This window comes from Mycobacterium sp. URHD0025 (assembly GCF_000426065.1).
Taxonomy (GTDB): domain Bacteria; phylum Actinomycetota; class Actinomycetes; order Mycobacteriales; family Mycobacteriaceae; genus Mycobacterium.
The window spans coordinates 1-23,880 of sequence record NZ_AUEQ01000023.1 but is presented as its reverse complement, the minus strand read 5'-3'; the positions used below and the strand labels follow the sequence as shown (position 1 = coordinate 23,880).

The window sequence follows — 23,880 nt, the reverse complement described above, 5'->3', positions numbered from 1 at the left end:
CAATCGTATCGGTTGTGCCCATTCTGGCCCTGATGGCACCTGCGCTTGACCACTCGGGCGCAGCGGCGCCTGGGTCGTTGGCGGTGGCCGCTGCCGACCCCGCAGTCCCGCCGCCAGTGCCGGTACCAATTCCGCGGCCCATGCCCGCCGACCCGCCCCGGGTCAATCCGATTGGCGGAGCGCGGATCTCCTCCACCACGCCACAGGGGGAAACTGCAGGCCTGGAACAACCGCTCGCAGCACCGGCCGAACGCGGCGAGGCCACGGTACCGATGTGGGCCAAAGATGGCATCTTCGCACCAACCGCACATCCCAACCGTCAGATCCGTATCCACTTGCCCGATGAGTTGACGTTGCAGCCAGCGGCCTGGACACCTGGCGGGGGCGGTGTGTATGCCAGCGCGGATGTCGACTACGCAGTGAGGCCGCTGACCGGTGGCGGTATAGATGTCACGATCACCCGCAAAACAGTGTTCTCCTCCTCAACGATCCCGTTCGGGATCAAACTCCCGGGCGGCACGCATCTACGCCAAGGTGACAACGTGGTGCTCGTCGAAACCGACGCTGCGCCAGGACGACCCGCTGCGGTGATCGGCACGTTCAGCATCCCGGCCGCCCACGACACCAACCAGAAACCGCTGACGGTGACCCCTGCGTTGGGACCGGGGTTTCCGCCTGGCCAGTCGAATCTGACCGTCGACCTCGGACCAGCCGACATCTTCGCGTTCCCGGTCACCATCACCCTGGCCTACCGGGCCTCCGATATCCCCACCACCGGGGCACCCACGCCGAACTGGACGGGCCTACCTGAGGGCGCACCCACCATCGCGGCCGCGACCGATGGTTCAGCGCAATGTCCGGGCGGGGTCAACGACTACCGCAGTCCTGACGGGCGCAGCGCTGAATTCACCGCTGGGTGTGTCACCCACCAACAATGCCTGGCCACCACGCCGACTCACACCTCGGTGACCGCCTGCCACAACACGCTACTGGCGCACCTGTCGGTGGCCTGCACTACCACCTTCGGCCAGGCCGGGCCCGACTACGACGCCTGCACACGGGCTGCCGAAAATGTCGTCGCCACCGCCAAAACCACCATGGCCGGACCCGCGGAATAGCGGGGGATGAAATGGGTTTTGAACGTCTGTCATCGTTGGTTGTGGGCTTGATCATGGCCGCTGCTGCGGTGGCGGTCTGCATCCTGACGATCTGCGTGACGTGGACTGCGGTCCGAGGCAAGCTGAACCGAAACCAGTGGACTGGCATACGAACTCCGGCGACCATGCGCAGCGATGCAGCCTGGGTAACAGGACACCGCGCGGCAGCGCGGAGCGCACCGGCCTACATTAGCCTCGCGCTCGGCATATGCGCGCTGACAGTCTGGGCACTCCTACAAGGCTGGACATTCGGTGTCCTTCTGATCGGCATCAGCGCACTGGTCGTGGTCCTGGCTGCGTGCGGATGTCAGAAGACCGCTCCACGGCCTGGCCGCACCATCGGTTCCAGTCGCCGCGTCGTGTGCCCGCAACTGGGATAATTGCTGGACTGCTCGGAGGGAACGGCCAGAGTCTGAAGTGCACATTGCGGCGAATCGGACGTTCTCGGAAACGGTCGCGATCTAGGAGGCAGCCATGCCGGTCGGAGCCACACAACACGCATTCGCCGAACTTGCACGGCGTGACGGTATCGATCTCGTTCCGCAGTCACTGCCATGGCTGAACCGGCGCGGCCATCTGGGATTGCCCGCCGACGTCGTCGATCACGCCACTCTCGGTGCGCTGGAGCGGATCTACCGTGCGCTCGGCGGTGACTTGTCGATGCTGGCCACCGCGACCACCACGCCGCTGCGCGGCGACTTCATTCATCCTGAGACTGGAACATTGGTTGAAGTCGATGAGTCGCAGCACTTTACGTCGTTTCGGTTGCAGACTTTCGGGTTCTACCCCGCGAGTACTCGATTAGGCTTTGACGCCGAGGCCTATCTCAGCGCTTGCGCGACGTGGCAGCGGTCATCGGACGGCTATTTTCGTACAAAGGCTGCACGCGGGTTCGGTCAAGGTGGTCGCCAACGGCAACGCGCCTACTATGACGCCTTGCGGGACTTGGCTTCTCCGGCAATGGGATTGCCGCCCCTGATCAGAATCGAGGCTGCCGACCGTGATCCTGATGGTGCCTGTCGGCGGCACCGGCAGCGCCTGCTGGCCGCTCTTGGCTGAGCCGGCAGCGGACGTTTCATCTTTTCTCTCGTGACGACTCTGATGGTGTGTACACCTACCCGTCTTGCGCTCGGCAGGTCCCGGTCAGTATCGCGGTGGACTTCGCGGCTGGCTTGCAGAGCAAGTTCGAGGTGGTCGCACAGCATTCCTGAAGTCCGGCAGCCGCGAAGCATCCAATGCCGGGAGGGAGCTTACGTGAGTGGCTTCGCAAATCAGGTAGTCAATTACGCAGGACGTTCGGGCGGTTCATCGGCAGGATCGATGGTTGTGCCTCCGTGCCCCGAGGAGAAGGTGTGATCGTCCAGCTCATCCAGGCAGTCTCTGCGGTGTCGGTACCAATTGTGGTGGCGGTTGTCGGCTACAAGCTGAACAGGCGACTCAAGGAATACGACGCCAGCCAATGGCGGAACCAGGAACTCATCAAGGCAAGGTTGCAGTATTTCGGTCAGATCGCACCGATGCTGAACGACCTGATGTGTTACCTGACATTCGTCGGGCGGTGGAAGGAGCTGACACCTCCCGAGGTGATTGCGCTCAAACGGGATCTCGACCGGCTGTTCTACCCTGTTGCGCCGTTGTTCAGCACGGACACGGAAACGGCTTATAACGGGTTCATGCAGATGTGCTTCGCGACCCACGGTGGCTGGGGCAGGGACGCCCGGATCCAGAGCGGGTTCATTCGGCGGCGCCAGGCTGCCGGTGAAGCCTGGCGCTCTGAATGGGAGTCGATGTTCACCCTGGGGGAGGATCAACCGGTCGAGGGCAACAGCATGCTCGCCGTGCGCGCGGGCTACGACACGCTGGTAGCGAAGTTCGTGGGAGACGTGGAACTTCTAGAGCCTCGGCAGCGGTATGCGTCTCGCGACGTCGTGAACAACGCGTGGTGAACGGATCGTGGCCGCGGTGGTAGGTGGACAACTTTGGTCAGCAGCTGACTGAGCCAATCAAGAGATCTGCGTAGGCCGGAGCAACGTTCGGCGCGGGTGACTATGCGATATTGGTCGGCCAGCCAGGCGCGGCCAGTTCAGGGGCGGGTGCCGCATCAAGTTCGTTTTGGTATATCGCTTGGCGTTGGGCTGTGTCGTGGGGCATCTTGTCCAAGCATTGCAGATAGAGATTCTGGTAATCCTTGCCTCTGCCTAAGCCGCCCGGAGTGGAATCAGGGAAATCCTTTGAGCCCCATAGCCCTTCACTATTGGCGCCGATGATCTGCCAGCCGGCGAACACGTCGGATTGAGGAGCGGGTCTGGTGCCCTTCTGCGGGTAGATCGCCTGCGTGATCGAAGAACCGCCGGCAGCCGTTGTTCCGTCGGCATATTCGATTCGCCACAGTTTGATTCCCGCAAGGTCTGGGCCAGTGAGGCCCTTGGTGGCACCTTCGGACGTATTGAAGGCCGATACGTAGGTACCTGATTTGTCACTTTCCCGAAAGATGTTGTAGCGGCCATCGCAGACGTAGGCACGATGCGTAGCATCGCCAATCGATTCGATAGCAAGAACGTGGAAGTACTCGTTGCCGAAATACCGCTTGGCGTCACCTAGAACAAGGTCGGTGCCGGGCTGGATATCCCATAGCTCGTAGGGCAGATCCGAACTGACGTCGTCTCTGGGCTTGCCTACCGCAGGTGCAGCACGCTGGAATCCTGGATAGACAAGGTCGGTGTTGCGCGTCATATCCCCAATGCGGTGCGACTCCAGATACGCCCGCAATGGCACAGCCGGACCGGATGTGAGATCGACGCCCATATCAGCACTCCAGCGAAAGCGAAGCCCCTCCAGCGAATCCGGCCAGCCGGCAGACAACGATCTGGAACCGCAGGCCACCATAGAAACAACGACTGGCACGACTGCGCATAGCCGGGCCAGGGCCGTGCCCCATCCTCGGCGCCTCATGCGACGTCGTCGGGCCAACCGGGCACTGCCGGTTCTGGGCCGGGTGGGGTGTCGAGTTTGCTTGCGTAGATCGCTTGGCGCTGGGCCGCGTCGTGGGGCATCTTGGCGCGGCACTGCTGCTCGCGCTCTTTCCAGCCGTCATAGGTGTGCTCGCTGCGCCGAGGGCCCCAAGACCCGATGCTGTTGGCGCCAGTGATTTGCCAAGGTCCGAATACGTCGCTCAATGGGGCGGGGTTGGGGCCTTTTTGCGGGGTGGTGACCGCTGCCGGCGCGTCGGGCACCGGTGGGTTGGGATGGTCGGTGAACTCGACACGCCATAGCCTGATCGCCGGTTCTTCGTCGGGAGAATCGCCTCGGGGAAGGAGTGGTTCGAACGTGCCGGTGTTTTCGGCGTCCCGGAAGATGTTGTACCGGCCGTCGCACACGTACGCCCGATATCCGGCGCCGTTCTCTGTCGGGGTGAGTTCGAGGATGTGGAAGTACTCGTTGCCGTAGAACGGGTGCGGCGCGACCGGCATAAGCGTCAATGCCGGAAACTCAGTCCCAGGTTGAATGTTCCATAGCTCGTAGGGCAGGTCGGATCGGGAGGCGTCGCGGGGTTTGCCGGGGTGAGGGACGGCTCGGGCGAACCCGGGGTAGGCGTCGCGGGCGTCAGCTGTCATATCTCCGATCCGGTGCGATTCTAGATATGCGCGCAGCGGCACCGCCGGACCCGACACCAGGTCGATGCCGGGTTCGGCGGTCCATCGAAACCTGAAGCCCTCCAACTGCTCAGGCCAATTCGCCAATTTGTGCTCGGTCGGCGGTGGGGCCGGTTCGTCAGCGGTCTGGCACCCGGTGAGTGTCAGACCGACGGCCAGCAGGGCGCCGCAGATGCGTGCGACGGTGGGTGCGGTCAATTCTCGGGCTCTTTGTGTTGGGTCTGCGCGTCCGGGATCGGCAGGGTGTCGCGGTAACCTGTGCCGTAGCGTTCGAGACCGCTGTCGACTTCGTCGCGCACGCTACGCAAAGTAGGCGTCCGCAGCGTCTCGAAACTTGTCCATTTTGCCCAGCTGTTCGATTTCGTCGAAGGGTTTAATCTTTCCGGTCTCGGGGTCGATCAGCTTATCTTCGGCGAAGGCGCTCGTGTCGCCCATGTTGTGGTCGATGAGGTGTTGGGCTACGGAGCGTTGGATGGCATCGTCGCTGGAGATGGTCATGGGTTTAGCCGGGTCGGCGGTGGGTGCTTGACCGACCATCATCTCTCGCAAGGGATCGCCGGGAATCTTGCCGTAACCGTCCAGGATGTCTTTGAGGATGGGGATTTCCTTGCCGGCGGTCTTGGCGATGTCGAGCCATTCACCGCGGCTCTTGTAGGCGTCCACGTCTTGGAGGTTGCCGTACTTGATCGCGTCGTTGTCGGCGATGTTGGCTGCGGTGTCGATGACGCCGCGTAGGGTGCCCGCGCTGTGCATGTCCCCGGTTTTCACGGTGTCACCGTCGATGATTGATTGTTCGAATTGGTCTTGGTATTGAATGCCGTTGAGATAGGCCTGGCTGTTGAGAACGTCGCCTGCCTTGCTGTCGGTGTCGATCACCGAGAACAGGTCACGGGTGTTGGGCATCGCGGCGTCAGTGGTGACGTTGTCCAGGGTCTCGAAGCCGAGGGTCTTGTCGAGTTTGTTGCCGATCATGTCGTCAATGTAGGGCCTGTTGGCTTCGGCCAGGCCGCGTGCCAGTTCAGGGTTGACCTGCCCGAGCGATTCGCCCTTGGTACCGAAGATGTCGAGCAAGTCGGACGCGTTGCCTCCCGCCCATTTGTCGACCGCGTGCATGATTTCCCCGGCGCGGGTGGCCTGGGCCACCTGGGTGGGATCGGCCAGATTGGTCGCTTCGGCAACTGGGGCAAGACCGGTCAGTATTCCCGAGGCCGCCGCTCCGTCGTCGGCCCATTGCCATCATCCGGGCGCCGTGTGGGTCGTGGCGAACCGCGTCCATCAGCGTGGGAGTGATGCTTGCCGGGTAACAGCCAGCAAGCAGGTGGGAGACAAACGCCATCGAGTACGGCGGTCGTACTCGACCTGTGGCAGCAGATTGTCTGTCACCAGCCTATTGTCGGGCACTTCGCACTCGGTCGGGACGGTAGCGACTCTGGTCTTGGAGATGCCATAGCGACTGGACCAGTAATCGGGTCCCCTCAGTTCTTCCGATTGCCTCCACAAAGTTTGAACAGGTCAGCGCGGTTCGGAAGAATCTCCCGGGCCGCGTTTGTCGTTACCGGCCGCGGACCCGGGCCCGCAAATCGATGGGAAGGTCATCGGCGGGTGTGGGCCCGGTTCCCCAGGTCAGATGGGGACGGTAGCCGGCGGGCACGCTCCACTCGAACCGCCTCAGCATCTGATGCATCGTGCTCTTGACGGTCATGTCGGCGAACTGCTGGCCGATGCACTTGTGCGCGCCACCGCCGAACGGCGCGAACACGTAGCGGCTCACCGTGGCGCGCGACGCGGAATTGTTGACGAACCGCTCGGGATCGAACGTGTCGGGGTCGGGCCACCAGTCGGAAAGCCGCATGGAGGCATAGACATTGATGGCAACCTGGGTCTTGCGCGGGACGAAGTGCCCGAGGATCTCGGTGTCCCGGACGGTTTGGCGGAACAGTGCGCCCGCCGGGGCGTACATCCGGAGGATCTCCTTGAACGCGGCGTCGAGCAAGGGATAGGCGTCCAGGTCCAGCACCGTCGGCTGGTCATTCGGAAGGCTGGTCGCCTCATCGCGAAGCGCCTCCTGCCACTGCCGGTTCCGGCCCAGTTCGTAGGCGAGCATGGACAGCGCGATGGCGGTGGTGTCATGGGCGGCCATCAGCAGGAAGATCATGTGGTTGACGATGTCGGTCGGTGCGAACCGGGCGCCGTCCTCGTCCTCGCTGCGGCACAACATCGAGAACAGGTCGGTGCCGTCGCCGCGCTGCCGTTCGGGAACCTGATCGGCGAAGTACCGCTCGAGCCGCTCCCGGGCTCGTAGCCCCCTGGCCCACACGCCCCCGGGCACATCCGCCCGCAACAGCGCCTGCCCGCCCCGCACGGTGTCGTGGAAGTCCGCCGACAGCTGATCGGATTCGGGGCCGAGGTGCGTACCGACGAATACCTCGGCGGCCTGTTCGAGCAGCAGGTGCTTGATGGACGGATAGAACGGAAAGGCTTGAGCCGAGGGCCAATTGCGCAGCGTGCGGTCGATGCTGGGCAGCATCAATCTCAGGTAGCCATCCAATGCGCTCCGCGTGAAGGCCTGTTGCATGATGCGGCGGTGGTCGCGGTGTTCGTCGAAGTCCAGCAGCATCATCCCGCGGTGGAAGAACGGCCCGATCACCGGCGCCCAGCCGCGAGTGCTGGAGAACACCTTGTCGCGGTTGACCCAGGCGGTTTCCAGGGCATCGGGTCCCATGAGTCCGACGACGCGGAAACCGACGCCGCCGGCCCACGACACCGGCCCGTATCGCTCGTAGCGGTCCCGCGCGAAGGCCAGCGGATCGGCCAGCGAGCTCAACACGTGGCCCAGGAACGGGAAACCGTAGTTGCCCATGACGGGTTTCAGATTCGACCCGGGAGGCGGAGCGGCCAGGGGGCGTTCGCCGCTGGGGAATCGTGAGGTTACGGCGGCGCCCAAGGTTTGGAGTCGGTGCGTGTTCGCGGGCGAACAAAGTTCCATCGGCCCTCCTCGACTATCTGGTACGAAACCGTGCCAGACTGTGCGGGTGGTGTCAACGACCAATCGTGCTTATGGAGGCCAATCGGCGGACGTCCGCCGACGGCAACGACGCGAGCGTCTGCTGGAAGCCGCGATGGACGTGATGACGCGCAACGAGTGGCGGTCGGTGACGGTCGAGAAGCTCTGCACGGCAGCAAATCTCAACAAGAGATACTTCTACGAGAGCTTCACCGATCTCGACGCCGTGGCGGCCGCCGTCGTGGACGACATCGCCGACGGCGTGCGCAGCGCCACGGTGGCCGCAGCGGACGCGGCCGCGCAGGAGCCACTGGAGATTCAGGCAATGGCGAGTGTGTCGGCCGCTGTGCGGGCACTCGTCGACGATCCGCGTCGCGCGCATGTCCTGCTCGGCGGAGTCGCGGCGTCGCCCGAACTCGATGCCCACCGCACCACGGTCATGCACCGGCTCACCGACGTACTCATCGACCACGGGCGCACAGTCCACGGGGTCGAGTTGGAAACGGATCCGTTGGCCAAGGTGGCCCCGGCGTTCATCGTCGGCGGGACAGCCGACGCCATCCTGGAATTCGTCAACGGCGGCGTCCACCTGTCTGTCGAGGATTTCATCGCGCAGCTCGCGACACTCTGGTTGATCACGGGCAACGGAGCCGCCCAAGTGGCGCGTGCGCGGACCACTGCGACTTAGGCGCTGGATGGCAAGTCCTCACCTCAAGGGTGCGTGACGAGATACGTTTCGTTCTCCAGGCTTGCGGCGAGTTCATCGGCTTCCAACGGTGAAGGTGACCCCGGTCAGGTCCTCGGACACCGTCCACAGGCGTACGGCGTCCTTGGTGTCGCGCAACGTTTTCCAGAGTTTTTGCTGCCCGGGCGGCCCGCCTACGTGCCCTGGCCACTGCGGTCCGTAGAACATGCCGTCCTCGGCGTCGGCTGACGCGGCGGCCATCAGCGCCGGGAGCTTCGCGCTGTCCACGGTCCCGACGATGAGGCCGTGCGCAGACAGTCGGCGGATCAGTCGGACGCCGGCGGTGTCCTTGGCCCGGCCGACTTCCGGGCGCGCCGCCAGCAGGCTGGTCGGGGCTACGCCGGGGTGCGCGATGTTGCTGGTGATGCCCCAGCCCGAGTCCGCGCTGCGACGGGAGAGCTCAAGCCCGAACAGCCCGACCGCGATTTTGGACTGCCGGTATGCCGACATCCCGTCGTAGGAACGCTCCCAGTTCAGGTCGGTCCAGTTGATGGCGCCGCTGCGGGCAGCGACGCTGGTTTGAGATGTCACCCGGGCGCGGCCGGCCCTGAGCAGTGGCAGCAGATGAGCGGTGAGGGCGAAGTGGCCCAGATGGTTTGTGCCGAACTGCAATTCGAACCCGTCTTCGGTGGACTGCCGGTCCGGTGGGGTCATCACTCCGGCGTTGTTGACGAGCAGGTGCAGTGGAGCACCCTCGGCGCGCAGCTTTTCACCGAGAGCCGCCACCGAGGCCAGGGACGACAAATCGAGTTCCTCCAGCGACACCGCGGCGTCCGGGTGCTGTGCGCGGATCTTGGCGACGGCCGCGGCGCCCTTGGCCGGATTCCGCACCGGCATGACCACCTCTGCGCCGGCCCCGGCCAGCCTTATCGCGATGCCGAGGCCGATCCCATCGCTTGCGCCGGTCACCATCGCCCGCTTTCCGGACAGGTCTTCGATCGTGATGTCGTAATGATGTGGCATGCGCTCAAGCGTGCCCACCGGAGTCTGTCGTATCCACGGCCTGACGATCCGTGGCTGAGCGAGCGGGTTCCGCGACAAAATGGCACGCATGATCGATCGAGCCGGCCTGGCGCAGTTTCTCGTCCGTCGTCGAGGGGCGCTACAGCCGGAGGACGTCGGACTTCCGCGCGGGCAGCGTCGTCGTACCGCCGGGCTGCGGCGGGAGGAGGTTGCGGCGTTGTGTCATATGTCGACGGATTACTACTCGCGACTGGAGCGCGAACGCGGACCGCAGCCCTCGGAGCAGATGATCGCCTCGATCGCACAAGGGCTCCATCTGTCCCTCGATGAGCGTGACCACCTCTTCCGCCTGGCCGGCCATCAACCGCCGGTGCGCGGCTCGAGCAGTGACCACATCAGCCCCGGCATGATGCGGATCTTCGACAGACTCACCGACACGCCGGCCGAGATCGTCACCGAACTGGGAGAGACCCTGCGACAGACGGCGGTCGGCGTCGCACTGGTCGGCGACCTGTGCCGCTACACCGGTTTGTCGCGCAGCATCGGGTACCGGTGGTTCACCGACCCGCAAGTCCGTGATCTCTACCCGCCCGAAGACCATGAGTTCTACTCACGGCTCTATGTTTCCGGGCTCAGGGCGGTGCTGGCGGTGCGCGGGCCCGGGTCCAGGGCCGCTCGGTTCGCCGACGCGCTCACCGCCGAGAGCGGGGAGTTCCGGGACCTCTGGGACCGGCACGAGATCGGTATCCGGCCGCGAGAAGTCAAGCGCTACCGGCATCCTGAGGTGGGCAGCCTGGAACTGCACTGCCAGATCCTGCTGGATCCCGAGCAGTCCCACTCGCTGTTGGTCTACACCGCGGAACCGGGCAGTGAGAGTTACGAGAAGCTGCAGCTGCTCTCGGTGGTCGGTGCGCCGGCGCTGTGATTCGTCCACGCGGTCGAATAGCCGACCGGGCCTGGTTAGTATGAGGCGTGGAGGATCAGCCGGCGGGCTCCAGTCGTGTGGCACGCCGTCGCGACCGGCGTAAGGCCGAGATCGTCAAGACCGCGACCCGGATCCTCACCGAGGCCGGCTACGGCGGCATGAGTCTGGAAGTCGTCGCCGAGCAGACCGACATCGCCAAGGCCACTCTCTACCACTACTTTTCATCCAAGGACGCCTTGGTCGCCGCGGCACTGGAGACCCTCACCCAGGAGGTCCTGCAGCGGCTGGCGGCACGCGAGGACGAGCTCGGAAGGGTCGATGCCCGCGAACATCTGGCGGCGCTGATCGATGAACAGATCCGGATCCTCACCGAGACTGCGCCGGAAGTGGCCGCGGTGTTCTCGTGGCCACGCGGTTGGCCGGAGATCTTCGAGGATCCGATGAAGGACATGCGTCGCCGTCACGACGCGGTCTTCCGCCGGGTGGTGGAACGTGGTGTGGCCGACGGCGAATTCGCCTGTCCCGACGTCAATGTCGCCCTGCAGTGTCTGCACGGCATCCTCAACCAGTCTTCGGTGTGGATCGGACCGGGCCTGCACGACGAGAATCGGGCTGAACTGCGTGCCGCGATCGTCGACCGTGCATTGTGCCTCTTCTACTGAGCCGCCGGGTTGTTCTGTCTCGCCGGCTCCGCCGACGGGCTGTTCTGTCTCGCCGGCTCCGCCGACGGAAAGTGCGGCGCGCGTTTTTCGCGCAAGGCGGTGTAGCCCTCCACCACGTCAGGTCCCATGAAAGTCAACATCTCGTAGGCCGCGGACTGGTCGAAGATCGGGCCGGCATTGCGCAACCAGTTGTTGAGAGCCCGCTTGGTCAGCCGGATCGCCTGTTGTGCGCCGGTGGCCAGATTGTCTGCGATCCGCAGTGCCTCGTCCAGAACCTCCTCGCGTGGAAGGGCTTTGGCGACCATGCCGATCCGCTCGGCCTCGATGCCGCCGATCATCTCACCGGTCATCAGGTAGTACTTGGCCTTGGCCGTGCCGGCCAGCAGTGGCCAGATGATGGCGGCGTGGTCACCGGCCGCCACGCCGAGTTTGACGTGGCCATCGCCGATCCGGGCGTCCTCGGCGATGATCGCGATGTCGGCGAGCAGGGCGGCCACCGCGCCGGCACCGACGGCGACACCGTTGATGGCCGAGACGATCGGCTTGTCGCAGTTGATCATGTTGTAGACCAGGTCGCCCATCTCGCCGAGCATGTGTGACACCCGGTCGTAATCGCCGGCCATCCGCTCGACCATGGCCAGGTCGCCGCCTGCGCTGAAGGCCTTGCCCGCGCCGGTGATCACGGCGACCCGGGTCTGCGGGTCGGCTGCGACGTCCTTCCAGATGTTGGCCAGTTCGGTGTGCATGCCCTCGTCGGCGGCGTTGTACTTCTCCGGCCGGTTCAGCGTGATCAGCAGGACGCCGTTGTCCCGTCGGGTCAGCGTCAACTGTTGGTAGTCGGAGAAGTTCATGGCGGTACCCCTTCTGCTCACGCACGTGGTTCAACCGAAGCTACGGTTTTTCGACCGACTGAGTCAATTACCGACCGAGTGGTTGATTTCTATTGCCTGGCGACCGATAGTGGCCGTAGCGTCCACATCACCGCAGATCGGGAGGTCGCATCGTGCGATTCGAGAACAAAGTCGCCGTCGTGACGGGTGCGGCATCGGGAATCGGCCGAGCCATCGCGATCGGGCTGGCAGAGGGCGGCGCCACGGTCGCCGCCGTCGACCGCAATGAGGCAGGTCTCGCCCAGACGGTGAAGGACTGCGCGCGAGCCACCGCGTACGTGACCGATCTGGCTGACCCTGAGGCCGTGAGCACACTGCGCGACGACGTTGTCGCTGCGCACGGAACACCGGCCGTCATCGTCAACGCCGCGGGCTTCGACCGGGTCGAGCCGTTCATGTCCAACGACGACACGCTGTGGCAGACATTGGTCGCGGTCAACTTTCTCGGACCGGTTCGGCTCACCCATGCCTTCCTCGAAACCATCCTCGCAACGGAAGGCACGGCAAAGATCGTCAACATTGCCAGCGATGCGGGACGCGTGGGCAGTCTGGGGGAGACGGTGTACGCCGGCACCAAGGGCGGGGTGATCGCCTTCACCAAGTCGCTCGCGCGCGAGATGGCCCGCCATCAGATCAACGTCAACTGTGTTTGCCCTGGACCGACCGACACCCCGCTGTTCGATTCGCTTCCGGACAAGGTTCGCGATGGGCTGATCAGAGCCATCCCGTTCCGCCGCGTCGCGAAACCCGAAGAGGTCGCCAAGGCGGTACTGTTTTTCGCCTCCGACGATGCCAGTTTCATCACTGGCCAAGTCCTCAGTGTCAGTGGAGGCTTGACGATGGCCGGTTGATGACCATCGGGTGGCCGGCAGGGGGAGAACCCACTCTTGGTCGACGCCAGTTGGCAATGGCATACTTGCTCAGCCCCGAGACGGAACGCAGGTGATTCGGTTAGCCTCGGGGAGCAGATTGGCCAGTTGGGGGATTGCTATGGCAAACGATCTGAAGGTGGACCCGGGGGCGCTTCGCGCTGGAGCCACCAGCAGCGAGATGATCGCTGCCGAATTGGGGCTGTCGCCTGCCCGCCTGGATGCCGGAGGCTATCCGAGCAGCACCGGTGTCTCGGCGATGGATGACGCGGTGATCACCGCGCGGGCTTCCCAATCAAGTCGCGTCAGCACGCAGGCCGGGCATCTGTCCGCGGCCGCGCACCGCTACACCGCGACCGACGAACAACACGCCGGAGGTCTGGCGGAGTTGATGTGAATGACGTAGCCGCCGCCGGTCCATCAGGTGGGGCGCTGACTCGCTCCCGGCTCGAGAGTTGGGACACAACGTATCTCGCGGACGCTGCTGCGCGCTGGCGCCAGTTGGCGGCCGAGTCCGAGGAACTGTTCGAGTGGCACCGGCAGAACGTTTGTGCGCCCGGAGGGGCGGAGTGGTCGGGCGCCGCGGGCGAGCTCGCGGGTGAGCAGGTCAACGCCGATGCCGCGGTGATCCGCAAGCAGGGGGACATCCAGCGTGAGGCCTCCGAGATCGCCGAGAACGGCTGCCGTGACATCCGGCTGGCCGTAGGGCAGGTGCTGGAGGCCATCACCGCTGCCGAAGAGGACGGCTTCCAGGTGTCCGAGGATCTCAAGGTGCGCGACACCCGCCGCATCGACGTCAGCACCATGGCTGTGCGCTACACGGCTTCCCGGGAGCATGCCGAGGACATCCGGTGGCACTGCGAACGGCTGATGCAGGCCGAGATCTACTTGGGCCAGCGGCTCGAGGGCAAGGCCCTCGAGCTCGCCGCCATCCGCTTCGCGGTGTGACCGGGCTGCCGGGTTAGAGCTGGGCCCAGATCGACTTGGTCTTGAGGTACGCGTCGATGCCCTCGTAACCGAATTCCTTGCCGATGCCTGACTGCTTGTAACCGCCGAACGGCACGTTGTGGTCGAACGTCAGCTGGCAGTTCAGTCCCACCATGCCGGCCTGCAGGCGCTTGCCCAGGCTGTGCGCGCGGGCCAGGTTGGTGGTCCAGACGGTCGCCGCCAGGCCGTAGTCGGTGTCGTTGGCCATCGCGATCGCCTCGTCGTCATCGTCGAACGGCAGGATGGTGACGACCGGGCCGAAGATCTCTTCCTTGTACAGCCGGCTGGTGGTTGGGTCCACGTTGGTGACGACGGTGGGCTTGACGAAGTAGCCCTTGCGGTCCAATCGGTAACCACCGGAAACGATTTCGGCACCGTCGCGTTTTCCCTGATCGATGTAGCCCAGCACGCGGTCGAGTTGCTTCTGGCTGACCAGCGGGCTGATCATGGCGCCCTCGTCCTTCGGGCCGCCCAGTACCAGGTTGTCTCCGATCATCGCGATGCCCTGCACCACGCGCTCATAAACACTGCGCTGCACGATGATTCGTGATCCGCACACGCAGCCCTGCCCCGAGTGCACGAAGATGCCCATCGAGGCCATCATGATCGCCATGTCCAGGTCGGCGTCTTCGTAGATCAGCACCGGGGACTTTCCGCCCAGCTCCAGGGTCACCTTCTTCAGGTTGTCCGCCGAATCCCGCATGATCTGCTTGCCGACCTCGGTCGAGCCGGTGAAGGCGACCTTCTCGACGTCGGGGTGTGCGGTGATCGCGGCACCAGCGGTGGCGCCGTAGCCGATGACGAAGTTCACCACGCCGTCCGGCACGTCGGCCTCACCGATCAGGCGTTCCAGCAGCACCGCCGACAGCGGGGTCTCCTCGGCGGGTTTGACGACGCTGGAGCAGCCGGCGGCCATGGCCGGTGCGATCTTGGCGCAGGCGTTGAACAGTGGGCCGTTCCACGGGTAGATGAGTCCTACTACGCCATACGGCTCCTTGGTGGTGTAGGCGTGCAGGTTGGAATAGTTGCTGTTGACGCCGCCCTCCATCTGGACCTGGTAGCTGCTGCCGTTGAGTTTGGTGCACCAGCCCGCGTAGTAGCGGAAGAACTCCGCGCAGGTGGAGACGATCATCTCTGCCTGCATCGGGGGCATCCCGGCGTCCAGCGATTCCAGCTCGGCGAATTCCTTGGCGTGCTCATCGATCAGATCGCCCAGCTTCCACAGTGCCTTGGCGCGCTGGCGGGCCGGGATGTCGGTCCAAATCCCGGACTGGTAGGCCGCTTTCGCGGCGGCGACGGCCTCGTTGACCGCGTCGGGACCGCAGTCGCGGAACTCGGTGATCTGCTCCTCGGTCGCGGGGTCGATGACCGGAATGGTCTCGCCTGTGCCCGGTCGGTTGCGGAGCTCTTCCAAAACCGTCTGCAGTTCCATAGGGTTCCCTTCGTCGTCGAAATGCTGAGCATCTGCTTAGCAGTCGCGAACCGAGACGGTCAAGACCGCATATGCGGATCGTGAGCGGCAATTTCGCCGTGTTTGCGGTTGTTGGGTTGATGCGGTGCGGATACGCTGACGCGGTGCCAGACATCCGGATCCGCGAGGCGGCCGAACTGCTCGGGGTCAGCGACGACACCGTGCGGCGCTGGATCGACGACGGGGCGCTGCCGGCCCATCTCGACGGTTCCGGGCGCAAGGTGATCGATGGCGCCGCGCTGGCGGCGTTCGCCCGCGCCAACGCCGCTGCGGCGCCCAAGGATCCGCTCGGTATCGGCAGCTCGGCGCGCAACCGCTTCGCCGGGCTGGTCACCGACGTCATCGCCGATGGGGTCATGGCCCAGGTGGAGATTCAGTGTGGGCCGTTCACCGTGGTGTCGCTGATGAGCAGCCAGTCGGTACGTGAACTCGGCCTGGCTCCCGGCAGTATCGCCGTCGCGGTGGTCAAGGCCACGACCGTGATCGTGGAAACCCCGAAAGGACACTCGTGAACCCCACCCGGATGTTCGCCTTGGCGCTCAGCGCGGTGAGCGCGACCGCTCTGATCGGCGGCTGCTCCTCGGCCGACGATGCCTCGGCGCCCTCGAGCTCCGGGGGCGGCTCGATCACGGTGTTCGCCGCGGCCTCGCTGAAATCGGCGTTCACCGAGATCGGTCGGCAGTTCGAGACCGACAACCCGGGGAGCTCGGTTGAGTTCTCGTTCGCCGGATCCTCCGACCTTGTCACCCAGCTCAGCCAAGGGGCTGACGCCGACGTGTTCGCCTCGGCCGACACCCGGAACATGGACAAGGCAGTGGCTGCGGACCTCGTCGAGGGCGGCCCGGTGAACTTCGCCACCAACACCTTGACCATCGCCGTCGCACCCGGAAACCCCAAGGGCATCAAGTCATTCGCCGATCTGGCCAAGCCGGGCACCAGCGTTGTGGTGTGTGCGCCGCCGGTGCCCTGCGGCGCTGCCACCGAAAAGGTCGAAAAGGCCGCCGGGGTGACGCTGGACCCGGTGAGCGAGGAGACCTCGGTCACCGATGTGCTGGGCAAGGTCACCAGCGGACAAGCCGACGCCGGCCTGGTCTACGTCACCGACATCGCGGGAGCCGCGGACAAGGTCGCCGGCGTCGCCTTTCCCGAAGCGGCTCAGGCCGTCAACACCTACCCGATCGCCGTGCTCAAGGACTCCGAGCGCATGGAGTTGGCTCACCGCTTCGTCGATCTGGTGACCGGTGAGGCCGGCCAAAAGGCTCTCGCCAAGGCTGGATTCGCCAAGCCCTGACCGAGCCCGGGGTGGCGCCGTAGCCTGGGACTGTGGCCGATCTGACCGAGATCAGTGCTGATGACCTGGCGGCACTGGAGTTCTTCGCCGGATGCAGGCCGTCGGTATTGGCGCCGTTGACCGCCCTGCTGCGCCCGCTGTCGGTCCCGGCGGGGCACGTGTTGATCCGGCAGGGTGATCCGGCCCTGACGTTCATGCTGCTGGCCTCGGGGCGGACCCGGGTGGTTCACGACGGGCCGGACGGACAGGCGGTTGTCGCCGATCTGGAACCCGGCCTGATCATCGGTGAGATCGCACTGTTGCGCGACGCGACGCGCACTGCCACCGTGACGGCCCTCGATCCGGTGACGGGATGGGTCGGCGATCGTGAGGCTTTCGAGGTCATCCTGCATCTGCCCGGGATGTTCGACCGGCTGGTCCGTATCGCCCGCCAGCGGCTGGCCGGGTTCATCACACCCATCCCGGTGCAGGTACGCAACGGTGACTGGTTTTATCTACGGCCCGTCCTGCCAGGGGACGTCGAGCGGACCCTGAACGGACCTGTCGAATTCTCCAGCGAAACCCTCTACCGGCGTTTCCAATCCGTCCGTAAGCCGACCAAGGCCCTGCTCGAGTACCTCTTCGAGGTCGACTACGCCGACCATTTCGTCTGGGTGATGACCGAGGGGGCCCTGGGCCCCGTCGTGGCCGACGCCCGGGTGGTGCGCGAGGGGCACGACGCGACCACCGCCGAGGTGGCGTTCACCGTCGGTGACGAGTATCAGGGCCGCGGTATCGGTACCTTCCTGATGGACGCCCTGGTGGTATCTGCGGATTACCTTGGTATAGAACGCTTTACCGCACGGGTGCTGAGTGACAACTACGCGATGCGCCGTATCCTTGACCGGCTCGGCGCGGTATGGGAGCGCGAGGATCTGGGTATCGTGCTCACCGACGTCCCGGTGCCGTCCGTCGACTCGCTCAGCCTGGAACCCGAGCTGGCGGCGAAGATCAAAGACGCGACGCGCCAGGTGATCCGGGCGGTGAGTCAGTGAGCGAGGGGCCCGCCCGCGCCCGGCGGCCACCACTCAACAAAGACACGCTGGTGTGCATCTCCCTGGCGGCCCGGCCCAGCAACATCGGGACGCGCTTCCACAACTACCTCTACGACGAACTCGGCTTGGACTACCTCTACAAGGCTTTCACCACAACGGATATCGCCGCGGCCATCGGTGGTGTACGCGCCTTGGGCATCCGGGGCTGCTCGGTGTCGATGCCGTTCAAGAAGGACGTCATGGCCCTCGTCGACGAGATCGAACCGTCGGCCCTTGCGATCGACGCGGTCAACACGATCGTCAACGACCTCTCGGTTCCCGGTGGCCGTCTCACCGCCTCCAACACCGACTATCTGGCCGTGCAGGCCCTCGTCGAGCGGTTGGACCCGGGCGACGCGGTGCTGATGCGGGGCAGCGGGGGCATGGCCAAGGCGGTCGGTGCGGCGCTGCGAGACAAGGGTTTTCACCAGGGAACGGTCGTCGCTCGCAATGCCGACGCCGGGCGCGCGCTCGCGGAGGCACTGGGCTACGCCTATGCCTCCGAGGTCGGCGCACTCACGGCGCCCATCCTGGTCAACGTGACCCCGATCGGGATGGCCGACGGGCCCGACGAACACCGCAGCGCGTTCGAACCGGCGACCATCGAGGCGGCCAGGGCAGTCGTCGACGTGGTGGCCATGCCCGCCGAAACCCCACTCATCGCCGCGGCCAGAGCGGCCGGCGTGCCCATCATCACCGGTGCGGAGGTGATCGCGCTGCAGGCCGCCGAACAATTCGAGCGCTACACCGGAGCGCGGCCGACGCCTGAGCAGGTGGCCGCGGCGTCGGCCTTCTCGCGGCAATAAAGCTACGGGGTGATGACCGTCTGCTCGTCGATCGTCGTGGTCGCGTCCATCAGCGGGACCATCTGATCCTCGGTGCCGTCGGCGTTGAACTGCAACACGAACAGGCCGTCGGATCCGGGGATCACCACGGTCTTCTGAGCGATCAACCGCGTGGCGCCGTCTTTCACGTACGTGCCGCCGATCTGGTACGCATCGAATCCGCTCAGTTGGTCGGCGGACCCGTCGCCCTGGTTCTGGTAGCCCGGCAGGTTCCTGATCTCGTTCGGGGCGTACTCCAAGATCTTGGCCTGATCAACGTCGCCGGTCAGCTTGGACATCAGCGCGATGATGGACGGCGGATCCGCGGCGAACTCCGGATCGGTGGATACCATTGCGCTCCAAGCCCATTCGGGAGCAGTCGATGTCGCGTCCTGCCAGCCTTCGGGTATCGGCAGGTCCAACATGGGCGTACCCGGATCACCGCGATGCACCGGTGTTTCGGTGATCTTGTTGTCACGGATGTAATCGACGATCGTGTACTTGTGTCCGGCCGGAGTGCCCGCGTCACCGGTCTTGGACGGTTCGGTGCTGGTCTCGCCGGCTCCGGCCGTCGCCTCAGTCGCGGTGCCGGACACCGTCTTGCCGCCGCAGCCGGCCAGCATGACCCCGAGCGCCAAGGCGGCGACGACGATTCCGCCGGCCCTCAGTGAGGTGGTCATCGGTCTCCAATCGATTGGACGCCCCCGTGAGGCGCAACTGATTTGCACGATAAACGGTTTCCTGGCCGATAGCTGGCAGAAGCCGCAGTCCGGCGGCGCGATCTATTGCACAGTGAAATGTTCGGGCCGCCGATGGCGCCCTCAGCAATGCGCCGACAGATAGACCGTCCGTGGGGCGCTCTGAGACGGGCGCACCGACCGAACGGTGCACCGGTCCAGGGGCGCGGTCCCGGTCCGGTCGATCACGACGTCGTAACCCAGGCCTTGCAGTTCGTCCGCTGTGTCCTGCGCCGATCCGACCCCCGACGGCGCGGCCGGCGCGGCGGCGGGAAAGCCCAGCGCCATGGCCGACAGCGCGCCGCCGGCCAACACAGCCCCCGCCAACTCGTACACCGGTCGCGCCCCCATCGTCGTGGATGTCCTTCCGGTGCAAACCAGCCCTGCGGCAATTAAATTCCGGTGTATCGCAACGCTTGTCGTGTTTTCGGTGACCGAAATTCGATTGACAACCGGCGCCGCCTCCGTTCTCGACAGCAAACCCGGGCTGTGGTATCAACACGCCGTGCGCCTTTTCGCCGTCGCGGCGGTCCCGCTGGTGTGCGCCCTGGTTTGCGGGGTGGCATGCGGACCGCGGTCGGCGCCGGAACAGGCACCGGCGTCTTCGTCGCCGCAGGCCACCGGCGAAACTGTCACGGTCAATCCGGCCCGCATCGAACGGGTGCGCCAGGATCTGCCGCCCGGCTACGAGGTGGTCGCGATCGATCCGCTGGCGACCCCGGTGTCGCTGTGGGGTTTCGGTCCGCAGTGGGCGGCTGACCCGGAACAGTGCGCGGCGCCGGCTGCACCCGAAACCGAACCCGGCCGGGGCTGGTCGGCCTCCGGGCCGGGCGGCATCGTCTATGCGGCCGTCGCGAAGGTGAAGGATGCACCCGCCGAACCCCATCCCGACGTGCCCTGCCAACAGTGGAGCGTTTCTGGCGGGCATTCTGTCGGGACGGTGACCACCGTCGCGGCCCCGGCGATCGAGGGCGCTGTGACCGCCGGAATGTCCACCGCCATCACCACCGTCGTCGAAGGCGGCACCGAAACCCGATCCCATGCGGACACGTACACCGCTGATCTGACCGTCGAGGCCGGTGTCTATCACCTGTTCATCACCGTCGTCACCGATCCCGGATCGCCCAATCCGGCGCTCGATACGGCATTCATCACCGATCTGCTGGTGAAAACGGTTTCGGCGTTACGCGGCTGAGCCGGTTGCGCCGGGTATGTCGACGAGCCCAGGTATGTTATCCAGCGATGGAGAACCACCACGTCTTGCTCGCCACCGCGGGCGTCCTCGTCTGCGCCGCCGGATTGGTCGCCTGCGGTCAATCGGACCAGTCGGCTTCCGCCCACGCGGACATCGCCAACGTCGCCAAGGTGCGCTCAACATTCGGCCCGGAGTTCAAGGTCACCGATGTGCCGCCCACCGGAATCGACCCGAAAATGCTGGCGCCCCACAAGATGCCGCCAGGGGTGAAAGTGGATCCCGCCGATTGCGCGAAGTTCGCCGAAGGCCAGTCATTGCCGGAGGGGCTGAAGGGCAACATGGCTGCCACGTCCGCCGAAGGTGCGGGAAACCGGTTCATCGTGCTGGCGGTGGAGACCTCCGAACCCGTCCCGTTGAACGACCCGGGCGACGCCTGCAAGCAGGTGAAGTTCCTGGGTCCGGGGATCCGCGGGCAGGTGGATGTGGTCGAGGCCCCGCAGATCGAGGGGGCGCGCACCATCGGAACCCATCGCATCGTGCAGACCGCCGTTGGCGGCCAGGCGCGGACCGGCGAGCTGTACAACTATGTCGCCAGTTTCGACACGTTCATGGTGATCGTCACCGCCAACCCGCTGGTGGAGCCGGGCAAGCCGGTGACACCGGTGGACCAGAAACGGGCCCACGACCTGCTCAACTCCGCGGTCGCCGACGTAAGGGCCTAGCGACCCTCAGCGCACGTCGTGCGGGCGGAACTGGATGCTGATCCGCGGACCCACCAGGCTGGTGGTCTTGGGTATCGAGTGCTCCCAGGTGCGCTGGCACGATCCGCCCATCACCAACAGGTCGCCGTGGCGGTGCTGTAGCCGAAGGGCGTGACCGCCGCCGCGCGGGCGCAGTGCGAAAACCCTTGTCGCGCCGAGCCCGACGATGGCCACCATGGTGTCCTCGCTGCGGCTGCGCCCGATGGTGTCGCCGTGCCAGGCGACGCTGTCGTTGCCGTCGCGGTACAGGCACAGGCCCGCGGTGGTGAAGGGCTCACCGAGCTCGCCACCGAAGGTGTCGTTGAGCCTGCGCCGGATCTGTTTGAGCCGCGGATGCGGCACCGGCTCGTCGAGCAGGTGGTGGAAGCTCACCAGCCGTGGCACCGCCACCACGCGGTCATACATCTGGCGCTCCTCGGACCGCCACGGGACCCCGTCCATCAACTCTTCGAACAGCGAGTCGGCGTCGGGCAGCCAGCCCGAGCGCAGCTCGACCCAGGCGCCGTTGCCTAATCGACGACGTTCAGCGTGCTCGAACAGTGAGCCTTGCAACGCCAGCTCCATGCGCGCGAGTGTATCGCACAGACGTTCGACTGTGTCAAAGGCGAGAGGCGCCCGGACCGCGTTCGGCCAGGACATCGCCGGGGTTGGTCAACTGGCAGGTCTTCAGGCTCAGGCAACCGCAGCCGATGCATCCGGTCAGGTTGTCGCGCAAGCGTTGTAGGTGCAGGATCCGGTCGTCGATGTCCTGGCGCCACCCGGCCGAGAGCCGGCTCCAGTCCTTGCTGGTCGGCACCCGGTCGTCGGGCAGGCTGGACAGTGCATCCCGGATCCGGGCCAGCGGTATGCCCAGCCGCTGCGACATCCGGATGAATGCCACGCGGCGCAGTGTCTCGCGCGCGTAGCGGCGCTGGTTTCCCGTGGTGCGGCGGCTGGCGATCAAGCCCTCGCGCTCGTAGAAGTGCAAAGCCGACACTGCCACGCCGCTGCGCTGCGACATCTCGCCAGGAGTTAACTCGTGCGTCTCCATACACCTCAACCATAGTTGAGTTAACGTCATGGCGTGGAGACTGCGGCGTTCGGTTCCAACTCTGAGGTCGGCACACTGCGCGCCGTCATCCTGCACCGGCCCGGCCCGGAGCTTCAGCGGCTGACACCGCGCAACAACGACGCCCTGCTGTTCGACGGGCTGCCGTGGGTGGCCAAGGCGCAGCGGGAGCACGACGCCTTCGCGGAGGTGCTGCGCTCACGCGGGGTCGAGGTGATGCTCTTGGCGGATCTGCTGACCGAGGCACTGGCGCACAGCGGCGCTGCCCGCATGCACGGGATCTCCGCGGCGGTTGACGCGCGACGCCTGGGTGTGCCATTGGCCCAGGAACTTTCGTCGTATCTGCGCACCCTCGCGCCCGGCGATCTGGCCCGCATCCTGATGGCCGGGATGACCTTCAACGAGGTGCCCTTCCACGGTGCCGAACTGTCACTGGTGCGGCTCATGCACCACGGCGGAGATTTCGTGATCGAGCCGCTGCCCAATCTGCTGTTCACCCGGGATTCGTCGTTCTGGATCGGGCCCCGCGTGGCCATCACGTCGCTGGCGCTGCCGGCCCGGGTCCGCGAGACCTCGCTGACCGATCTGATCTACGCCCACCATCCGCGGTTCCTCGGCGTGCGGCGCGCGTACGAGTCACGTTCGGCACCCGTCGAGGGCGGTGACGTCCTGCTTCTCGGGCCCGGGGTGGTGGCGGTCGGAGTGGGGGAGCGCACCACGCCGGCCGGCGCCGAGGCGTTGGCCCGCAGCCTGTTCGACGACGATCTGGCCCACACCGTGCTGGCGGTGCCGATCCGGCAGGAACGGGCCCAGATGCACCTGGACACCGTGTGCACCATGGTCGATGTCGACGCGGTGGTGATGTACCCCAATGTCGTGCACTCGTTGTCGGCGTTCACGATTCACCGCGCCGAGGCCGGGATCCGGATCGACGACGAAGTGCCTTTTGTGCAGGCGGCTGCCGACGCGATGGGAATCGACCAACTGCGGGTGATCGACACCGGGCTCGACCCGGTCACGGCCGAACGCGAGCAATGGGACGACGGGAACAACACCCTGGCCCTGGCGCCAGGGGTGGTGGTGGCCTACGAACGCAACTCGGAAACCAATGCGCGGCTGGCTGATTCGGGTATCGAGGTGCTGCCGATCGAGGCTTCGGAGCTGGGCACCGGCCGCGGCGGGCCACGCTGCATGTCGTGTCCGGCGGCGCGGGATCTGCTCTAGTGCGTTTCGTTTCGCGTTGTTTGCCTGCGCCCTTTTCGCCGTTTTCTGCACCACGGTCGCGACAGCACGGGCGGTTTCAAGGGGTCGATGCAACACCCTTCTGATTGAGGAGTGTTGTGATGGCGCGATCGTTGTTCCAGTCGAGGAAGCCGTTGTTTTGGGAGCAGATCCGACGAGGCCTTCTCGCGGGCGAGGCCGGTGAGGCGGCCGGCGTGTCGGCAACGTGCGGTCGTCGGTGGTTCCGTGAAGCTGGTGGAGTGAAACCCCGTGCAAGCACACCGAATATCTGCGGGCCGCGGCCACGGCTGACCCTCGAGGAACGTATAGAGATCCAGGTCGGCGTTCATGCCGATGAGTCGATACGGTCGATCGCGACACGACTGCGCCGTGCGCCTTCGACG

The 23,880-nt window shown here is 65.4% G+C and carries 29 protein-coding genes; 18 read left to right on the top strand and 11 right to left on the bottom strand.

The window, feature by feature from the left end:
• Positions 1–32: 32 nt before the first annotated feature.
• The 4 genes from H977_RS34095 (at position 33) to H977_RS34575 (ending at position 3,103) form a co-directional block, all read left to right on the top strand.
• Entirely contained in the window at positions 33–1,118 is a 1,086-nt protein-coding gene (locus H977_RS34095; RefSeq protein WP_231396076.1) for a hypothetical protein, read from the top strand.
• A gap of 11 nt (positions 1,119–1,129) precedes the next feature.
• On the top strand, positions 1,130–1,537 hold the full coding sequence (locus tag H977_RS36185) for an SdpI family protein (protein WP_081681883.1): 408 nt from the start codon (positions 1,130–1,132) through the stop codon (positions 1,535–1,537).
• Positions 1,538–1,631: 94 nt separating this feature from the next.
• Entirely contained in the window at positions 1,632–2,216 is a 585-nt protein-coding gene (locus H977_RS0127865; protein WP_029110936.1) for a DUF7255 family protein, read from the top strand.
• Positions 2,217–2,509: 293 nt separating this feature from the next.
• A complete protein-coding gene (locus H977_RS34575; RefSeq protein ID WP_051289170.1) occupies positions 2,510–3,103 on the top strand; it encodes a hypothetical protein in 594 nt (197 codons plus the stop codon).
• Positions 3,104–3,203: 100 nt separating this feature from the next.
• On the opposite strand, the gene H977_RS0127850 is transcribed toward H977_RS34575, so the two are convergent.
• The 4 genes from H977_RS0127850 to H977_RS0127830 all read right to left on the bottom strand — a co-directional run bounded on the left by H977_RS0127850 (position 3,204) and on the right by H977_RS0127830 (position 7,796).
• Positions 3,204–4,061, bottom strand: a complete 858-nt coding sequence (locus tag H977_RS0127850; protein WP_196808344.1) for a hypothetical protein — start codon at positions 4,059–4,061, stop codon at positions 3,204–3,206.
• A gap of 44 nt (positions 4,062–4,105) precedes the next feature.
• Positions 4,106–5,008 carry a hypothetical protein gene (locus tag H977_RS34085; RefSeq protein WP_051289168.1) on the bottom strand — a complete coding sequence of 301 codons (903 nt, stop codon included), beginning with the start codon at positions 5,006–5,008 and terminating at the stop codon, positions 4,106–4,108.
• 102 nt (positions 5,009–5,110) lie between these two features.
• The gene (locus H977_RS0127835; protein ID WP_029110934.1) at positions 5,111–5,953 is read right to left on the bottom strand and encodes a hypothetical protein; all 843 of its coding nucleotides are present in this window, start codon (positions 5,951–5,953) and stop codon (positions 5,111–5,113) included.
• Positions 5,954–6,362: 409 nt separating this feature from the next.
• Positions 6,363–7,796 carry a cytochrome P450 gene (locus H977_RS0127830; protein WP_029110933.1) on the bottom strand — a complete coding sequence of 478 codons (1,434 nt, stop codon included), beginning with the start codon at positions 7,794–7,796 and terminating at the stop codon, positions 6,363–6,365.
• 46 nt (positions 7,797–7,842) lie between these two features.
• On the opposite strand from H977_RS0127830, the gene H977_RS0127825 reads away from it, so the two are divergent.
• Complete coding sequence (locus H977_RS0127825; RefSeq protein WP_036477506.1) at positions 7,843–8,502, top strand: hypothetical protein; 660 nt, start codon at positions 7,843–7,845, stop codon at positions 8,500–8,502.
• A 72-nt stretch (positions 8,503–8,574) separates the two neighbouring features.
• Here H977_RS0127825 and H977_RS0127820 read toward each other — a convergent pair whose 3' ends face one another.
• Complete coding sequence (locus H977_RS0127820) at positions 8,575–9,522, bottom strand: SDR family oxidoreductase (protein WP_029110931.1); 948 nt, start codon at positions 9,520–9,522, stop codon at positions 8,575–8,577.
• An 88-nt stretch (positions 9,523–9,610) separates the two neighbouring features.
• Here H977_RS0127820 and H977_RS0127815 point away from each other — a divergent pair, with 88 nt between their 5' ends.
• Together H977_RS0127815 and H977_RS0127810 are read left to right on the top strand one after the other, a co-directional pair.
• Entirely contained in the window at positions 9,611–10,447 is an 837-nt protein-coding gene (locus tag H977_RS0127815) for a helix-turn-helix transcriptional regulator (protein WP_029110930.1), read from the top strand.
• 47 nt (positions 10,448–10,494) lie between these two features.
• On the top strand, positions 10,495–11,109 hold the full coding sequence (locus tag H977_RS0127810; RefSeq protein ID WP_029110929.1) for a TetR/AcrR family transcriptional regulator: 615 nt from the start codon (positions 10,495–10,497) through the stop codon (positions 11,107–11,109).
• Here H977_RS0127810 and H977_RS34080 read toward each other — a convergent pair.
• A complete protein-coding gene (locus H977_RS34080; RefSeq protein WP_231396075.1) occupies positions 11,103–11,960 on the bottom strand; it encodes an enoyl-CoA hydratase/isomerase family protein in 858 nt (285 codons plus the stop codon). The two genes, H977_RS0127810 and H977_RS34080, sit on opposite strands and share 7 nt — an antisense overlap.
• A gap of 152 nt (positions 11,961–12,112) precedes the next feature.
• Here H977_RS34080 and H977_RS0127800 point away from each other — a divergent pair, with 152 nt between their 5' ends.
• The 3 genes from H977_RS0127800 (at position 12,113) to H977_RS0127790 (ending at position 13,816) form a co-directional block, all read left to right on the top strand.
• The gene (locus H977_RS0127800) at positions 12,113–12,850 is read left to right on the top strand and encodes an SDR family NAD(P)-dependent oxidoreductase (RefSeq protein WP_029110928.1); all 738 of its coding nucleotides are present in this window, start codon (positions 12,113–12,115) and stop codon (positions 12,848–12,850) included.
• Positions 12,851–12,989: 139 nt separating this feature from the next.
• Complete coding sequence (locus H977_RS0127795) at positions 12,990–13,265, top strand: hypothetical protein (protein ID WP_029110927.1); 276 nt, start codon at positions 12,990–12,992, stop codon at positions 13,263–13,265.
• The gene (locus H977_RS0127790; protein WP_029110926.1) at positions 13,262–13,816 is read left to right on the top strand and encodes a hypothetical protein; all 555 of its coding nucleotides are present in this window, start codon (positions 13,262–13,264) and stop codon (positions 13,814–13,816) included. Before H977_RS0127795 ends, H977_RS0127790 begins: the two co-directional genes overlap by 4 nt.
• A gap of 13 nt (positions 13,817–13,829) precedes the next feature.
• Here the strand turns inward: H977_RS0127790 and H977_RS0127785 are convergent, their stop codons facing one another.
• Positions 13,830–15,287, bottom strand: coding sequence for an aldehyde dehydrogenase family protein (locus H977_RS0127785; RefSeq protein ID WP_029110925.1), 1,458 nt, complete (start codon positions 15,285–15,287; stop codon positions 13,830–13,832).
• Positions 15,288–15,430: 143 nt separating this feature from the next.
• Here H977_RS0127785 and H977_RS0127780 point away from each other — a divergent pair, with 143 nt between their 5' ends.
• The 4 genes from H977_RS0127780 to H977_RS0127765 are packed head-to-tail and all read left to right on the top strand — an operon-like array spanning position 15,431 to position 18,496.
• On the top strand, positions 15,431–15,838 hold the full coding sequence (locus H977_RS0127780; RefSeq protein WP_029110924.1) for a TOBE domain-containing protein: 408 nt from the start codon (positions 15,431–15,433) through the stop codon (positions 15,836–15,838).
• A gap of 11 nt (positions 15,839–15,849) precedes the next feature.
• Positions 15,850–16,617, top strand: a complete 768-nt coding sequence (gene modA / locus H977_RS0127775) for a molybdate ABC transporter substrate-binding protein (protein WP_036477500.1) — start codon at positions 15,850–15,852, stop codon at positions 16,615–16,617.
• A gap of 32 nt (positions 16,618–16,649) precedes the next feature.
• Positions 16,650–17,651, top strand: coding sequence for an acetyltransferase Pat (gene pat / locus H977_RS0127770; protein ID WP_029110922.1), 1,002 nt, complete (start codon positions 16,650–16,652; stop codon positions 17,649–17,651).
• Positions 17,648–18,496 (top strand): shikimate 5-dehydrogenase, encoded by an 849-nt coding sequence (locus tag H977_RS0127765; protein ID WP_029110921.1) that lies wholly within the window; start codon positions 17,648–17,650, stop codon positions 18,494–18,496. The genes pat and H977_RS0127765 overlap by 4 nt, the downstream gene beginning before the upstream one ends.
• A 2-nt stretch (positions 18,497–18,498) precedes the next feature.
• On the opposite strand, the gene lpqN is transcribed toward H977_RS0127765, so the two are convergent.
• Complete coding sequence (lpqN, locus tag H977_RS0127760; RefSeq protein WP_029110920.1) at positions 18,499–19,194, bottom strand: envelope biogenesis lipoprotein LpqN; 696 nt, start codon at positions 19,192–19,194, stop codon at positions 18,499–18,501.
• 141 nt (positions 19,195–19,335) lie between these two features.
• Positions 19,336–19,602 (bottom strand): hypothetical protein, encoded by a 267-nt coding sequence (locus H977_RS34075; protein ID WP_231396074.1) that lies wholly within the window; start codon positions 19,600–19,602, stop codon positions 19,336–19,338.
• Positions 19,603–19,756: 154 nt separating this feature from the next.
• Here H977_RS34075 and H977_RS0127750 point away from each other — a divergent pair, with 154 nt between their 5' ends.
• A complete protein-coding gene (locus H977_RS0127750; RefSeq protein ID WP_029110919.1) occupies positions 19,757–20,446 on the top strand; it encodes a DUF5642 family protein in 690 nt (229 codons plus the stop codon).
• A 47-nt stretch (positions 20,447–20,493) separates the two neighbouring features.
• The gene (locus H977_RS0127745) at positions 20,494–21,168 is read left to right on the top strand and encodes a DUF5642 family protein (protein ID WP_029110918.1); all 675 of its coding nucleotides are present in this window, start codon (positions 20,494–20,496) and stop codon (positions 21,166–21,168) included.
• Positions 21,169–21,174: 6 nt separating this feature from the next.
• On the opposite strand, the gene H977_RS0127740 is transcribed toward H977_RS0127745, so the two are convergent.
• Both H977_RS0127740 and soxR read right to left on the bottom strand, forming a co-directional pair.
• The gene (locus tag H977_RS0127740) at positions 21,175–21,771 is read right to left on the bottom strand and encodes an alpha-ketoglutarate-dependent dioxygenase AlkB (protein WP_029110917.1); all 597 of its coding nucleotides are present in this window, start codon (positions 21,769–21,771) and stop codon (positions 21,175–21,177) included.
• 34 nt (positions 21,772–21,805) lie between these two features.
• On the bottom strand, positions 21,806–22,237 hold the full coding sequence (soxR, locus tag H977_RS0127735) for a redox-sensitive transcriptional activator SoxR (RefSeq protein ID WP_029110916.1): 432 nt from the start codon (positions 22,235–22,237) through the stop codon (positions 21,806–21,808).
• 33 nt (positions 22,238–22,270) lie between these two features.
• Between soxR and arcA the strand changes: the two genes are divergently transcribed.
• Both arcA and H977_RS36180 read left to right on the top strand, forming a co-directional pair.
• The gene (arcA, locus tag H977_RS0127730) at positions 22,271–23,479 is read left to right on the top strand and encodes an arginine deiminase (protein WP_029110915.1); all 1,209 of its coding nucleotides are present in this window, start codon (positions 22,271–22,273) and stop codon (positions 23,477–23,479) included.
• 119 nt (positions 23,480–23,598) lie between these two features.
• The coding region (locus H977_RS36180; protein ID WP_155946871.1) for a helix-turn-helix domain-containing protein at positions 23,599–23,880 on the top strand (282 nt) is incomplete at its 3' end.

What these genes read in the sequence shown, in the direction of transcription:
- H977_RS34095 (WP_231396076.1), top strand. Translation starts at nt 33, where the DNA reads ATGGCACCTGCGCTTGACCACTCGGGCGCAGCGGCGCCTGGGTCGTTG.
- H977_RS36185 (WP_081681883.1), top strand. Translation starts at nt 1,130, where the DNA reads ATGGGTTTTGAACGTCTGTCATCGTTGGTTGTGGGCTTGATCATGGCC.
- H977_RS0127865 (WP_029110936.1), top strand. Translation starts at nt 1,632, where the DNA reads ATGCCGGTCGGAGCCACACAACACGCATTCGCCGAACTTGCACGGCGT.
- H977_RS0127830 (WP_029110933.1), bottom strand. Translation starts at nt 7,796, where the DNA reads ATGGAACTTTGTTCGCCCGCGAACACGCACCGACTCCAAACCTTGGGC.
- H977_RS0127820 (WP_029110931.1), bottom strand. Translation starts at nt 9,522, where the DNA reads ATGCCACATCATTACGACATCACGATCGAAGACCTGTCCGGAAAGCGG.
- H977_RS0127815 (WP_029110930.1), top strand. Translation starts at nt 9,611, where the DNA reads ATGATCGATCGAGCCGGCCTGGCGCAGTTTCTCGTCCGTCGTCGAGGG.
- H977_RS34080 (WP_231396075.1), bottom strand. Translation starts at nt 11,960, where the DNA reads ATGAACTTCTCCGACTACCAACAGTTGACGCTGACCCGACGGGACAAC.
- H977_RS0127795 (WP_029110927.1), top strand. Translation starts at nt 12,990, where the DNA reads ATGGCAAACGATCTGAAGGTGGACCCGGGGGCGCTTCGCGCTGGAGCC.
- H977_RS0127785 (WP_029110925.1), bottom strand. Translation starts at nt 15,287, where the DNA reads ATGGAACTGCAGACGGTTTTGGAAGAGCTCCGCAACCGACCGGGCACA.
- modA (WP_036477500.1), top strand. Translation starts at nt 15,850, where the DNA reads ATGTTCGCCTTGGCGCTCAGCGCGGTGAGCGCGACCGCTCTGATCGGC.
- lpqN (WP_029110920.1), bottom strand. Translation starts at nt 19,194, where the DNA reads ATGACCACCTCACTGAGGGCCGGCGGAATCGTCGTCGCCGCCTTGGCG.
- H977_RS34075 (WP_231396074.1), bottom strand. Translation starts at nt 19,602, where the DNA reads ATGGGGGCGCGACCGGTGTACGAGTTGGCGGGGGCTGTGTTGGCCGGC.
- H977_RS0127745 (WP_029110918.1), top strand. Translation starts at nt 20,494, where the DNA reads ATGGAGAACCACCACGTCTTGCTCGCCACCGCGGGCGTCCTCGTCTGC.
- H977_RS0127740 (WP_029110917.1), bottom strand. Translation starts at nt 21,771, where the DNA reads ATGGAGCTGGCGTTGCAAGGCTCACTGTTCGAGCACGCTGAACGTCGT.
- soxR (WP_029110916.1), bottom strand. Translation starts at nt 22,237, where the DNA reads ATGGAGACGCACGAGTTAACTCCTGGCGAGATGTCGCAGCGCAGCGGC.